At 67.3% G+C, this 12,622-nt stretch carries 10 protein-coding genes; 9 read left to right on the forward strand and 1 reads right to left on the reverse strand.

Annotated elements, in window-relative coordinates; all coding sequences use genetic code 11:
• The first annotated feature begins 19 nt into the window (after nucleotides 1–19).
• From HZA32_16535 to HZA32_16570, 8 genes are all read left to right on the forward strand, one after another.
• Nucleotides 20–781 (forward strand): 4Fe-4S dicluster domain-containing protein, encoded by a 762-nt coding sequence (locus HZA32_16535; protein ID MBI5425685.1) that lies wholly within the window; start codon nucleotides 20–22, stop codon nucleotides 779–781.
• Complete coding sequence (locus tag HZA32_16540) at nucleotides 778–2,106, forward strand: NADH-quinone oxidoreductase subunit H (GenBank protein MBI5425686.1); 1,329 nt, start codon at nucleotides 778–780, stop codon at nucleotides 2,104–2,106. Before HZA32_16535 ends, HZA32_16540 begins: the two co-directional genes overlap by 4 nt.
• Nucleotides 2,103–2,606 carry an NADH-quinone oxidoreductase subunit J gene (locus HZA32_16545; GenBank protein ID MBI5425687.1) on the forward strand — a complete coding sequence of 168 codons (504 nt, stop codon included), beginning with the start codon at nucleotides 2,103–2,105 and terminating at the stop codon, nucleotides 2,604–2,606. The genes HZA32_16540 and HZA32_16545 overlap by 4 nt, the downstream gene beginning before the upstream one ends.
• A gap of 121 nt (nucleotides 2,607–2,727) precedes the next feature.
• The gene (gene nuoK / locus HZA32_16550) at nucleotides 2,728–3,039 is read left to right on the forward strand and encodes an NADH-quinone oxidoreductase subunit NuoK (protein ID MBI5425688.1); all 312 of its coding nucleotides are present in this window, start codon (nucleotides 2,728–2,730) and stop codon (nucleotides 3,037–3,039) included.
• A 3-nt stretch (nucleotides 3,040–3,042) separates the two neighbouring features.
• Nucleotides 3,043–5,070: an NADH-quinone oxidoreductase subunit L gene (nuoL, locus tag HZA32_16555; protein ID MBI5425689.1), complete on the forward strand. Its 2,028-nt coding sequence runs from the start codon at nucleotides 3,043–3,045 to the stop codon at nucleotides 5,068–5,070.
• Nucleotides 5,067–6,584 (forward strand): NADH-quinone oxidoreductase subunit M, encoded by a 1,518-nt coding sequence (locus HZA32_16560; protein MBI5425690.1) that lies wholly within the window; start codon nucleotides 5,067–5,069, stop codon nucleotides 6,582–6,584. Before nuoL ends, HZA32_16560 begins: the two co-directional genes overlap by 4 nt.
• Entirely contained in the window at nucleotides 6,584–8,131 is a 1,548-nt protein-coding gene (locus HZA32_16565; protein MBI5425691.1) for an NADH-quinone oxidoreductase subunit M, read from the forward strand. The genes HZA32_16560 and HZA32_16565 overlap by 1 nt, the downstream gene beginning before the upstream one ends.
• Entirely contained in the window at nucleotides 8,128–9,603 is a 1,476-nt protein-coding gene (locus HZA32_16570; GenBank protein ID MBI5425692.1) for an NADH-quinone oxidoreductase subunit N, read from the forward strand. The genes HZA32_16565 and HZA32_16570 overlap by 4 nt, the downstream gene beginning before the upstream one ends.
• A gap of 10 nt (nucleotides 9,604–9,613) precedes the next feature.
• Here HZA32_16570 and HZA32_16575 read toward each other — a convergent pair whose 3' ends face one another.
• Nucleotides 9,614–11,152, reverse strand: coding sequence for a hemolysin III family protein (locus HZA32_16575; protein ID MBI5425693.1), 1,539 nt, complete (start codon nucleotides 11,150–11,152; stop codon nucleotides 9,614–9,616).
• A 346-nt stretch (nucleotides 11,153–11,498) separates the two neighbouring features.
• Here HZA32_16575 and HZA32_16580 point away from each other — a divergent pair, with 346 nt between their 5' ends.
• Nucleotides 11,499–12,617, forward strand: a complete 1,119-nt coding sequence (locus tag HZA32_16580; protein ID MBI5425694.1) for an ABC transporter permease — start codon at nucleotides 11,499–11,501, stop codon at nucleotides 12,615–12,617.
• The last annotated feature ends 5 nt before the right edge of the window (nucleotides 12,618–12,622 follow it).

The raw sequence follows: 12,622 nt of genomic DNA on the forward strand, positions 1-12,622 counted from the left end.
ACCGCGCGCAGCGCCCACCATGCTCGGCACCGGACTCCTCAAAGGCCTCGCCGTCACCGCGAAGAACTTCGTCGGCAGCTACACCACGCCCGAGCGCATGGTGACTGTCTCCTACCCCGAAGAGAAGGCGCCCATCGGCGAGAATTACCGCTCGTTTCCCTTCCTCGTCTGCGAAACACCCGACGACCCGATGGGCACGCTGCGCTGCGTCGCCTGCCAGATCTGCGAGAAGGAATGCCCGCCGCAGTGCATCTACATCGAGAAATCGAAGGACAAGAAGCCCGACGCCACCGGCAAGCAGCAGTTCTATCCCGCGATCTTCGACATCGACACGTCCGTGTGCATGAGCTGCGGCATCTGCGCCGAAGTCTGCCCGTTCGACTCGATCAAGATGGACAAGGTTTTTGAGGTCGCGCCCTCGAACCGCTTCGAAGGCCTCCTGCTCAAGCGCGAACAGCTCGCCAAGTCGAACGACTACTACAACCAGATCCGGCCGGCCGAGGCCGCCGAAGTCGACACCCGCCTCGCCGCCGACCGCAAAGCCGCCGAGGAAAAAGCCAAGGCCGCCGCTGCGGCCGCCGCCGCCAAAGCCGCCGCCGCGAAGGCCGCGCCCGCGGCTCCGACCGCCGCTCCCGCTTCCTCCCCCGCTTCGCCTTCGGCGCAGCCGAAGGACGAACCTCGCCGTAGCTCTCCGAGCGAAGGCGGGCCCGCCACTGCTGTTAAACCTCAACCCGCCCCCGCGCCCAGCGCGTCGGCTCCTCAGCCGCCCGCCGCCTCATGAGCGCCGACCTCTTTTGTAGGAGCCTGCTTGCAGGCGATTCACTCGCGCAAACCGTTATCGGGCTGTCCGGTCGCCTGCAAGCAGGCTCCTACAGCTCGATATCCTCCGCCGACGGCGCTTTCCTCGAAGTCCTGCCGCTCATCGTGCGCGACGAAATCGTCGGCTGGTTCCCCGATTCGCTGCAGTGGCTCGTTAGCTCGCTGATCACGATCGTCGCGATCCTCGCGGTCTTCGGCCTCTTCTTCGCGTTCACGACCATCGCCGAACGCAAACTCCTCTCGCGCGTCCAAAACCGCCTCGGCCCGAACCGCGCCGGCCTGCCCTTCTGGAAAAACGGCCCGCGCCTCTGGGGCCTCACGCAGCCTTTCGCCGACGCCGTCAAGGCGCTCACGAAGGAAGACATCGTGCCCGCCACCGCCGACAAGCTCCTGCACTTCCTCGCCCCGGTCACCGTCGTCGCCTTCTCGCTCCTCGGCTACGCCGTGCTGCCCTACGGTCGCCACATGATCCCGGTCGATCTCGACGCCGCGGTGCTCTACTTCTTCGCCGCCGGCGCTGCCACCGAACTCGCGATCTTCATGGCCGGCTGGTCGAGCCGGAACAAATACTCGCTCCTCGCCGCCATGCGCGCGCTCGCGCAGCTCATCAGCTACGAGCTCCCGCTGATCCTCTCCGTCGTCCCCGTCATCCTCATCGTCGGCACGCTCTCGACGCAGCAGATCGTCGAAGCGCAGGGCGGCTGGTTCCTCGGGTTCCTGCCGCAATGGCACGTCTTCACGCCGTGGGGCTTCGCGGGCTTCCTCATCTTCCTCGTCGCCGCGCTGGCCGAGAGCAACCGCTCGCCGTTCGACTTGCCCGAAGCCGAATCCGAGCTCATCGCCGGCCACCTCACCGAATACTCCGGCTTCAAATACGCGCTCTTCTTCATGGCCGAATACTTCGGGCTCTTCGCCCTCAGCGGGCTCGGCATCACGATCTTCCTCGGCGGCTGGCAAGCGCCGTTCCCCTTCCTCGAGTTCATCCCGTCCTACCTCTGGTTCATGGGAAAACTCATCCTGATGGTCGTCTTCTTCATCTGGATCCGCGGCACGCTGCTGCGCCTCCGCATCGACCAGCTCACGCGCCTCGCCTGGCAGCTCCTCGTGCCGCTCGCGCTGATCAACGTCGCCAACGCCGCGTTCTGGACTCTGACCGCACACGTCTCGCCGGTGATGGACATCGCCCGTTGGCCGATCTCCGCCGCGATCATCTTCGTGCCCTTCCTCGTGATCGCCCGCCGCCTCAACAAGGGCCGCGCGCCCCGCACTTACCGCTACGCGTCATGACACCCGCGCTGCTCCTCATCGCCTTCGTCACGCTCGCCGCCGCCGCGGTGGCGATGTCGTTGCGCAACCTGATCCACAGCGCGCTGCTGCTCATCGCCAGCTGGGCCGGCCTCGCTGCGCTCTACCTCTGGTCCGGCGCGCAGTTCGTGGCCTTCGCGCAAATTCTCGTCTACGTCGGCGCGATCTCGATGGTCGTGCTCTTCGCCGTGCTGCTCACCAAGCAGGGCGGCGACCTCGGCCCGATCGAGCCCGCCTCGCTCTCGCGCGCGATGCTCGCGATCATCGCCGCCGGCGGCGTCGCCGGCGTGCTCATCGGCGCCATCCTCGGCTCGCCGCTCGCCGCCGACACGGCAGCACCGGCGAGCGTCAGCGTCCGCCAGTTGGGCGAACAACTCATGGGCAAGCACGCCGTCTCGCTCCTCATCACCGGCCTCATCCTCACCGTCGCGCTCCTCGGCGCCGTGGTGATCGCCGCGCAGGACAAGGAGGACGCATCATGAGCTTCGTCCCAATCCAGCAAACACAGAGGACGCAGAGAGCACAGAGATTGGACTCTGCCGCTCTGCCCTTCCTCTGTGTCCTCTGCGACCTCTGTGTTGAAAAAAACCTAGGAGGCGCCTCGTGAGCCCGCTCCAAATCTGCCTAGTCGTCTCGACGCTCCTCTTCTGCATCGGGCTCATCGGCGCCCTCTCGCGCAGCAACAGCATCCTCGTGCTCCTCGGCATCGAGCTGATGCTGAACGCCGCGAACCTCAACTTCATCGCCTTCTGGCGCTACGGTCCGCATCCGGAACTGGGCACCGGCGTGATCTTCGTCCTCTTCTCCATCGCCGTCGCCGCCGCCGAGGCCGCCGTCGGCCTCGCCCTGGTCATCGCGATTTATCGCCACCAGAAGAGCATCCGGCTCCAGGAAGCCGTTCAACTCAAAGGCTGAGCCATGACTCTCTCCGCCCACTCTCTCTGGCTCATCCCGGCGTTGCCGCTCGCGTCCGCCGCCATCGGTGCGCTGACACCCCGCAAAGGCCGCGCGCTCGCCGCCGGCGCCGCCATCCTGTCGATGGCCGCCGCGTTCGTCGTTTCGTGCTTCGCCCTGAAGGGCGCTCTCGCTCATCCGGCCGCGCACCAAGTCTACAACTTCGAATGGTTCGACCTCGGCACCGGCGCGCTGCGGCTCGGCTTCCTGCTCGATCCGCTGACCGCGTTCATGTGCACGATGGTCACGTTCGTCGGCCTGCTGATCTTCATCTTCAGCACGGGCTACATGAAGGAAGACGCGAACTTCAAACAGTTCTTCTGCTTCCTCAGCCTGTTCGCCGCCGCGATGCTCGGCTTGCTCGTCGCCAACAGCCTCCTGCTCCTCTTCATCTGCTGGGAGCTCGTCGGCCTCGCCTCGTATCTGCTCATCGGCTTCTGGTTCCACAAACCGTCCGCTGCCGCCGCCGCGAAAAAAGCCTTCATCACGACGCGCATCGGCGACCTCGGCTTCCTGCTCGGCATCCTCTGGCTGCAACACGCCGGCGGCACGCTGCTGTTCTACGATGCCGGCAAGGGCGCGCTCGAGTCCTCCGTGCTGCAAACGCTCCTCGGTCAGCAGGTCTGCGGCGGCCTCGCGCTTTCGACCGCCATCGGCCTCCTCATCTTCTGCGGCGCCGTCGGCAAGTCCGGCCAGTTCCCGCTGCACGTCTGGCTCCCGGACGCGATGGAAGGTCCGACGCCCGTCTCCGCGCTGATCCACGCCGCGACGATGGTCGCCGCCGGCGTGTTCCTCATCGCCCGCGTTTATCCGCTGATGGCGATCGACCAGATGCTGGCCAACGTCCCGGTGCACGCGCTGACCGTGGTCGCCTTCATCGGCGCCATCACCGCGCTCATGGGCGCCGTCATCGCCGTCGCGCAAAACGACATCAAGCGCATCCTCGCCTTCTCCACCGTCTCGCAGCTCGGCTACATGATGCTCGCGATCGGCGTCGGCTCGTGGACCGCCGCGATCTTCCACCTGCTCACGCACGCCTTCTTCAAGGCCCTGCTCTTCCTCGGCGCCGGTTCGGTCATCCACGCCGCGCACCACGAACAGGACATCCGCGCGCTCGGCGGCCTGCGCGGCCACATGAAGGTCACGTTCGCCACCTTCGCCGTCGGCATGATGGCGCTCGCCGGCGTGCCGTTTCTCTTCTCCGGATTCTGGTCCAAGGAATCCATCCTCCACGCCGCGCACGCGTGGGACACCTCGCACATTCCCTTCTACGCCGCGATCGTCGCGGTCGTCCTCACCGCCTTCTATAACACCCGCCTGATGGCCGAGGTGTTCTTCGGCAAGGCCCGCTCGCACGGTTCCGAGCACGCGCACGAAAACGGCCCAGCGATGACGGTCCCGCTGATCATCCTCGCCACGTTCGCCGTCACGCTCGGTTTCCTCGGCACGCCCGCCTATCCGTGGCTTCAAGCGATGCTGCAAGGCCAGCACGCCGTCCACGGCCACTCGCTGCTCGAGGGCGCAGGCCTGATGGTCACCTCGATCGTTCTCGTCGCCATCGGCATCGGCGCCGGCTGGGCGATCTACGGTCGCCGCCCGCGCGCCGACGCCGCTGCCCGCGACCCGCTCGAACAACGTTTCCCGAGCGTCTTCGCCGCGCTCGCCGCCCGCCTCGGCTTCGACGAACTCTACGCCGCCACCGCTTTCAAGGCCAACGCCGCCCTCGCCGCGTTCTCCGACTGGTCCGACCGCTACGTTTGGGACGGCGCCGTGCGCCTCCTCGCCGGACTCGGCGAGTTCACCGGCGTCGTCAATCGCGACACCGATGAACAGGGCCTCAACGGCGGCTTCAACTCCGCGGCGGAATCGCTCCGCGCCACCGGCCAAGCCTACTCGAAGGCTCAAACCGGCAGCGCGCACGGCTACCTCCGCACGCTGGTCCTCGGTTTCGTGATCGTCCTTCTCGTCGTCATCTTCGGAGGTGCGCGATGAACAGTCTCCCGCTCCTCTCGCTCATCATCTTCGTGCCGTGGGCCGGCGCGCTCCTGCTCGCGCTGCTGCCCAAGCTCCCCGCCGGCCCGACGCGCCTGATCGCGCTGTTCGTCAGCCTCTCGACGCTCGCGCTCGGCACGACCGTCCTCTCAGGCTTCGACCCGGCGGCCGGCCTGCAATTCGTCGAGAAGCACGCGTGGATTTCCGCGCTCGGCGTGAACTACCACCTCGGCGTCGACGGCCTGAGCCTCGTGCTCGTGCTGCTCACCGGCATCATCGCTCCCGTCGCGCTCTTCGGCACCATCCGCACCGTGAAGCAGCCGTCGCTCTACGCCGCGCTGTTCCTCTTCCTCCAAGGCGCGGCGCTCGGCGTGTTCCTCGCGCTGGATTTCTTCCCGTGGTTCATCTTCTGGGAACTGAGCCTCGTGCCGGCGTTCTTCCTGATCAAACTCTGGGGCGGCCCCGGCGCGACGCGCGCGGCCTACCAGTTCGTCATCTACACCATCGGCGGCAGCGCGTTCATGCTGATGGCGTTCGCGGCGCTCTTCGCCGCTGCGGGCACCTTCGACTTCGTGCAACTCGCCGCGTTCGCGAAATCCGGCGGGCTCGCCACGCAACTCGGCGCCATCGGCGGCTACTGGCCGCACCTCGTTTTCCTCGGCGTTTTCCTCGGCCTCGCGGTCAAGGTCCCGCTCTTCCCCTTCCACACCTGGCTGCCTCCGGCCTACGCCGAGGCGCCGACCGGCGCGTCGATGTTCCTCACCGGCGTGATGTCTAAGATGGGCGTCTACGGCTTCCTCCGCATCCTCTGGCCGATCTTCCCGGCTGACCTCCACGCCGCCGCCCCGTGCCTGATCTGGCTCGCCGTCGCGGGTGTCGTGCTCGGCGCCTACGCCGCCATCAAGCAGACCGATCTCAAGCGCATGGTCGCCTACTCGTCGGTCAACCACTTGAGCTACTGCCTGCTCGCGCTCTTCGCCGTCGCCCTCGCGGGCAAACCCGGCGAAGCCTCCGCCTCGGCGCTGAGCGGCGCGATCCTGCAAATGTTCAACCACGGCCTCTCCGCCGCGGCGCTGTTCTTCTGCGTCGGTCTGCTCGCGGAACGCGCCGGCGGTCGCCGCGGCCTCGACGATTTCGGCGGCGTGCGCACCGCCGCCCCGCTCTTCGCGGCGCTGTGCGGCATCTCGATGTTCTCCTCGCTCGGTCTACCCGGCCTGAACGGCTTCGTGGGCGAGTTCCTGATCTTCCGCGGCGTCTTCGGCCTCGCGCCCGCCACGGCCGCGGTCTCGACGCTCGGCCTGCTCGCCACCGCGCTCTTCCTGCTCACGTTCTGGCAACGCGTCTTCCATGGCCCGGCCAAGGGCGCCGGAGTCAATTTCCGTGAACTCGACACCACCGAGAAGCTCACGCTGCTGCCGCTGATCGCGTTGATGTTCGTGCTCGGCCTGCTCCCGCAGCTCCTCGCCGGCCTGGTCAACCCGCTCGTCACCTCGTGGGTCTCCCACCTTCCGTAATGAACGCGCTTCCCTGCACCATCTACGTGTCCTTCGCCGGCGCCGCGCTCGCGCTGCTGGCCGGCGCGCGCTCGGCGCAACTAGCGCGCATCGTGGCCCTCGTCACCGCGCTGACGTCCCTCGGGCTCGCGCTCTGGGCGGGCGCACACTTCACGCCGACCAACAATCTCCAGACGCTCGTCGACGCACCGTGGATCGCCGAACTCGGCGTCCGCTACCATCTCGCGGCCGACGGCATCAGCATGACGCTCATGGTGCTCACCGGCCTCGCCGCCACCGTCGGCGTGCTGTTCTCCTGGAACATCGAGGAGCGCACCGGTGAGTTCTTCGCGTTCTACCTCACGCTCATCGGCGGCGTGTTCGGCGTGTTCCTCAGCGTGGATGCGTTCCTGTTCTTCGTCTTCTACGAGATCGCGATCGTCCCGAAGTATTTCCTCATCGCGAACTGGGGCTCCACCAACCGCGAATACGGCGCGATGAAGCTCGTGCTCTACTCGTTCGCGGGCAGCGCGCTCGTCATGGCCGGCCTGCTCTGGGCCTACGCCGCTTCGGGCGGCTCGAGCTTCGCGCTCTCCGATCTCGCGCTCGCCGCCACGCAATTCTCCCGCTTCGAACAGCTCGGCATGTTCGCCCTCGTGTTCACCGGCTTCGCGGTCCTCGCGGGCATGTTCCCCTTCCATACGTGGGCGCCCACCGGCCACGTCGCCGCGCCGACCGCCGCCTCGATGCTGCTCGCCGGCGTCGTCATGAAGCTCGGCGCCTACGGCTGCCTGCGCGTCGCGATGGCGACGTTCCCGACCGGCTTGGCCTATTTCGCGCCGGTCATCGCGTGGCTCGCCATCATCGGCATCGTCTACGCCGGCCTCGTCGCGCTGGTGCAGGAGGACTTCAAATTCGTCATCGGCTACTCGAGCGTCAGCCACATGGGCTTCGTGCTCCTGGGCCTCGCCGCGGCCAACTCCGTCGCGGTCAGCGGCGCGGTGCTACAGATGTTCTCGCACGGCATCATCGCCGGGCTGCTCTTCGCCGTCGTCGGCCGCATGGTTTACGAGCGCACGCACACGCGGAAGCTCGCCGACCTGCGCGCGATGCCGCTGCACAAGCTCCTGCCGTTCGCCGCCGTCGTCTTCGTCATCGCCGGCCTCGCTTCGATGGGCATGCCCGGCTTCAGCGGCTTCCCGGCCGAGCTGACGATCCTCGTCGGCACGTGGAAGACCAAGCCGCTCTGGGCGCTAGTTGCCGCGACCGGCGTCCTCATCGCCGCCGCCTTCACGCTGCGCGCGATCCAAGTCTCCTTCTTCGGCAAGACTGACGCCGGCACACCTGTAGCCGGGGTCGCCGAGCCCGGCCGGCCGGGCTCAACGAGCCCGGCTACACCGCACGCCCATGAATTCCCGCCCATCACCTGGCCCGAGAAGGCCGGCGCGATCCTCCTGATCGCCGCGATGGTCTACCTCGGCCTGAATCCCGACGCGTTGCTCGACTGGATCCGGCCCGCGCTCGAATCGCCGCTCTTCCGCGCGGCGCTGACGGGAGGTGCGTCATGAACGGCTTGAGCTACGCTGAACTCTTCCGGGCCTTCCTGCCCGAAACCGCCCTCACGCTCGGCGCGCTAGTCGTGCTCGGCTTCGATCTCGCCACCGGCCGCGGCAAAGACACCGCCGCCCGCCTGCGCCCCGCCGTCTTCATCGGCATGCTGGCGATCGTCGCGGCACTCTACGGCTCCCTGCAGGCCGGCATCGACACCACCGCTTTCGGCGGCGTCTTTTCGCTCGACCGCCTCACGCTTGCCACCCGCCTCGGCGTCCTCCTGCTCGCCTGGCTCACGCTCGGCCTGCTCAACGACGTCGTCACGCTGCGCCACCCGGCCGAATACGTCGCGGTCCTCCTGCTCGCCACCGCCGGCTTCACGCTCATGGCGGGCGCGCAACAACTCCTCGTCGCCTTCCTCGCCCTCGAACTCGCCAGCATCTCGCTCTACGTCCTCGCCGGCTGGGACAAGACCTCGCCCCAATCCGCCGAGGCCGCGCTGAAATATTTCCTCTTCGGCGCCATGTCGGCAGCGTTCCTCCTTTTCGGGTTCAGCCTGCTCTACGGCGCCACCGGCTCGATCGACCTGCCGGTGATCGCGATTCACATTTCGCTCCAAGGCATGACGCCGCTCGTCGTCGTCGCCCTCGCGATGATCATCGTCGGCTTCGGCTACAAGGCCGCCGCTGCGCCGTTCCACCTCTGGGCGCCCGACGCGTATCAAGGCGCGCCCGCCTCGTCCGCCGCGCTCATCGCCTCCGCCTCGAAACTCGCGGGCTTCGTGCTCTTCTACCGGCTCCTCTGGCCGAACCTCGGCTTCACCGCCGGGCGCATCAGCGAGTTGCCGCTCGTCGTCGGCTGGACGCCCATGGTTGCGCTGCTCGCCCTGGCCTCGCTGTTCGTCGGCAACTTCGGCGCTCTCGCCCAATCCAACGTCCGCCGCCTGCTCGCCTACTCGGCCATCGCGCACGCCGGCGCAATGCTCCTTGGCGTCGTGGCCGCCGGCCGCGCCGGCCCGGGCCCCGTTTTCTATTACGCCGCCACCTACGGCCTCGCGACCGTCGGCTGCTTCGGCGTCATCGCCGTCGTCGAACGCGCCGGCCGCTGCCAGGACCTCACGGACCTCGCCGGCCTCTACAAGCGCTCGCCGCTGCTCGCGGGCTGTCTCGCGGTCTTCGTGCTCTCTCTCGCGGGCGTGCCCCCGCTGGCGGGCTTCTTCGGCAAATTCTCCGTCTTCGCCTCGGCGCTGAAACTCTCCGGCCTGAACGGCCCCGTCGGCTGGCTCACGTTCGCCGCCATCGCCCTCAGCGCCGTCGGCCTCTACTACTACCTGCTCATCCTGAAGCAGGCGCTCGTGGCCGGCCCGAAGGAAGGCGCTACCGCGAAGATCAACGTCCCGGTGCAAGCCGGCCTCGCGCTTCTCATCGCGAGCGCGCTGATCGTCCTCTTCGGCCTCTTCCCCTCGAAAATCCTGCAGCTCTTCGGCTGAGCCGGGACGCCTAGCGCGTCACCGGCAGCAGGAACAGAATCGCGGTGAGCAAGTGGCACGTGCTGCCGCCGAGCACGAGCGCGTGCCAGGTGGCGCGGTGGAAGCGCAGCCGTTGCCAGAAATAGAAGACCGCGCCGACTCCGTAGCACGCGGCGCCCGCAACGAGCAGCCACAGTGCCGCCGGCGGCAGCGTCGCGATCACGCCGCCCATCGCGACCAGGATCGTCCAGCTCACAAACAGCCCGGCCACGATCGTGACGAGCCGATGCCGCGCACCGAACACCAAGCTGTAAACCGCCGCCGCGCCGCAGAGTCCCCAAATCGCACCGACGAACAACCAGCCGGTTCCGCCGCGCAAATTCGAGAAAAGGAACGGCGTGTAGGTGCCAGCGATGAACACGAAGATCGCGGGCTGGTCTAGGCGGCGGAACAGCTCCTTGGCCCGTCCGTTCCGGAACGCCTGCCGCAACACCGCCACGGTGCTCAGCCCGAGCAGCGTCAGGCCGAAGATCGTGAAGCTGACCACTTCCCAAGCGCTGCCGCGCAGGCTCGAGAAAACGATGAGCAGCGTCAGCGCTGCGACGCTCACCGCGAGCCCGATTCCGTGGGTCACCCAGTGCGCAATTTCCTCGCCGCGCGTATAGACGCGCGAGTCGGCGCTCTCCGCCGTCGCACCGTCCGAGGCATCGGCGCGCCGGCGCTGGATGGACGTTTGGGCCCACGCGTCGAGCGCCCGGATGGGTCGGCACGGCTGCGGGCTGGCGAATTTTTCCGGCGTCGCCTCCTCGCCCTCCGCGTAGACGGTCTGCGGAATCACGCACGTCCCGAACACCCAATCCGCCACCGGCAGGCCGAAAAATCCCGAGACGGACTCGTTGCAATCCGTCACCGCGTGGTGCCGCAAGTGAAACGCATACACCGGCTGCCAGAACCAGCCCCAGCGCCGATGCGTGATGAGCGGCGCCCACGTCTCGAACGGCCAGTGGTTGATCGCGTGCAACACCTCGTAGAGCACGAGCGAGGAAGCGATCGCCGCGTAGCCGCCCGCAAACCACGGAAACGACGGCGCGAGCCATTGCAGCAGCGCGAAGAGCGGCGAGAGCAGCGCCGCGAACACGGTCAGCGAATACCAGGGGAAAAACGACGCCTCGGTCTGCTCGGGCTCTGTGATCGGAAATTTGTTTTCGATGAAGAGAATTCCGCGCCCGTCGCGCGCGGGCCGGCGTGTGATTCGCGTCAACGCATGATGCAGCGTGTGCTGACGATAGAGGCGGCTCAGAAACGGGATCGCCGGCAGGTGCAGCACGTAGCGATGGAAGAAAAACTCCATGAAGCAGTTCACGAGACTGATGAGCGCGAACGCCGCGCCGAACTTCCACGCGGGCGCGAGCCACTGGAGGTCCCACACCGCGGGAGCGGCGAGCCACAGAATCGCACCGAACGCGCCCAGCGTCGCCAAAACGGTGAACGCGAACAAGGGCAGCGAAAGCTCTTCGTGATCGTGGACATGGCCGGATTCGGCCGCGGTGGATTCGGACTCGGGATGCATGGAAATTCGTGGGAGCGTGGATTGCCATCCCCGCGACGCACCGCAAGGAGGGCGCGCCCAGAAAGGCATCGCCCGACGAAATAGCCAGCGCGCGTTGCGACTATTTTTTGCCGCGTCGCCGTGGTTACGGAACACCCGCTCGACCCGGCACCCGATTTCGACGCTGACCGGTCGCACTTCGCCACGGCGAATCAGGGGGCGTCGAGTCGCGCAACGCGATGAGTTGCAAGCCTGCGAACGCTCATCTTGTTGCGCAGGCGCGTGCGTTTCCCATCGGACTTTCCCGTAAAGGTGTAGGTTTCGGTTGTCAGGCGTCGCGGGACTGGTTCCGTTGGTCGCCTACCCCATGCTTGCCCGCCTGCGCCAAGCTCTGTTCATCCCCGAAAGCGGCCTGCTGCTCGTCGTGTTCGTGCTCGGCGCCGCATTGTGGTTCTTCAGCGGCACCGTCCGCACGCCGCTCTTCGAGATTGGCCCTGACGGCACGCGGCAACGCGTCTTCACCACCAACGACGCCGGCGAGCGCGTCCCCGCCTTCATCGAGCGCAACAAATTCCTCAACGCCCAGAACCTCGCGCAACTCGCCAAGGACACCAGCTTCATCGCCATCATGGCGGTGGGCATGTCGGTCGTGATCATCGCCGGCGGCATCGACCTGTCCGTCGGCTCGATCTACGCGCTCGCCTCGGTGCTCGGCGCTCTGGCGTTCCAGCAATTCGGCCCGGATGGCGCGCACGCCGGCTCGTCGCCTTTCGCCAGCGTGCTGCTCGGCTCGCTCGCGTGCGTCGGCACCGCCGCGTTGTGCGGACTCGCCAACGGCGGACTGATCGTCGCGCTGCGCGTGCATCCGTTCATCATCACGCTGGGCGCGATGGCGATCCTGCGCGGCATCGCGTTCGTCGTGACGCGCGGGCAATCCGTCGGCGGATTTCCACCGGCTTTCCGCGACCTCGTGCGCTTCGAAATCGGCAACGGCCTGAGCATCGTGCCGCTCGCGGTGATGGTGCTGGTGCTCGTCGCCGGCTGGATTTTCCTCGGCCGCCTCGCCGCCGGCCGTCGCGTCTACGCCGTCGGCGGCAACGAGCTCGCGGCACGGTTCTCCGGCATCCGCGTCGAGCGCGTGAAGATCGGCGTCTACCTGCTCTCGGGCCTGTGCGCCGGCATCGCCGCGCTGCTCTCCATCGGCTACTACGGCGCCGCCACCTCGGGCGACGGCCAAGGCTACGAATTGAACGTCATTGCCGCCGCCGTCGTCGGCGGCGCCAGCCTCACCGGCGGCAAGGGCACCGCGCTCGGCGCCGTGCTCGGCGCGCTCGTCATCCAGATGATTTCCTCCGGCATCGTCATCCTCGGCATCGACCAGAACTACAGCCAGATCATCATCGGCGTGGTCGTGGTCGCCGCCGTGGTGCTCGACAACGTCAACAACTGGCTCGCGCGCCGCCGGCAGGCGCGGGCGGCTGCCTGATTTTC

The organism is Opitutia bacterium (assembly GCA_016217545.1).
Lineage (GTDB): Bacteria > Verrucomicrobiota > Verrucomicrobiia > Opitutales > Opitutaceae > Didemnitutus.

What these genes read in the sequence shown, in the direction of transcription:
- HZA32_16535 (MBI5425685.1), top strand. Translation starts at nt 20, where the DNA reads ATGCTCGGCACCGGACTCCTCAAAGGCCTCGCCGTCACCGCGAAGAAC.
- HZA32_16540 (MBI5425686.1), top strand. Translation starts at nt 778, where the DNA reads ATGAGCGCCGACCTCTTTTGTAGGAGCCTGCTTGCAGGCGATTCACTC.
- HZA32_16545 (MBI5425687.1), top strand. Translation starts at nt 2,103, where the DNA reads ATGACACCCGCGCTGCTCCTCATCGCCTTCGTCACGCTCGCCGCCGCC.
- nuoL (MBI5425689.1), top strand. Translation starts at nt 3,043, where the DNA reads ATGACTCTCTCCGCCCACTCTCTCTGGCTCATCCCGGCGTTGCCGCTC.
- HZA32_16560 (MBI5425690.1), top strand. Translation starts at nt 5,067, where the DNA reads ATGAACAGTCTCCCGCTCCTCTCGCTCATCATCTTCGTGCCGTGGGCC.
- HZA32_16565 (MBI5425691.1), top strand. Translation starts at nt 6,584, where the DNA reads ATGAACGCGCTTCCCTGCACCATCTACGTGTCCTTCGCCGGCGCCGCG.
- HZA32_16570 (MBI5425692.1), top strand. Translation starts at nt 8,128, where the DNA reads ATGAACGGCTTGAGCTACGCTGAACTCTTCCGGGCCTTCCTGCCCGAA.
- HZA32_16575 (MBI5425693.1), bottom strand. Translation starts at nt 11,152, where the DNA reads ATGCATCCCGAGTCCGAATCCACCGCGGCCGAATCCGGCCATGTCCAC.
- HZA32_16580 (MBI5425694.1), top strand. Translation starts at nt 11,499, where the DNA reads ATGCTTGCCCGCCTGCGCCAAGCTCTGTTCATCCCCGAAAGCGGCCTG.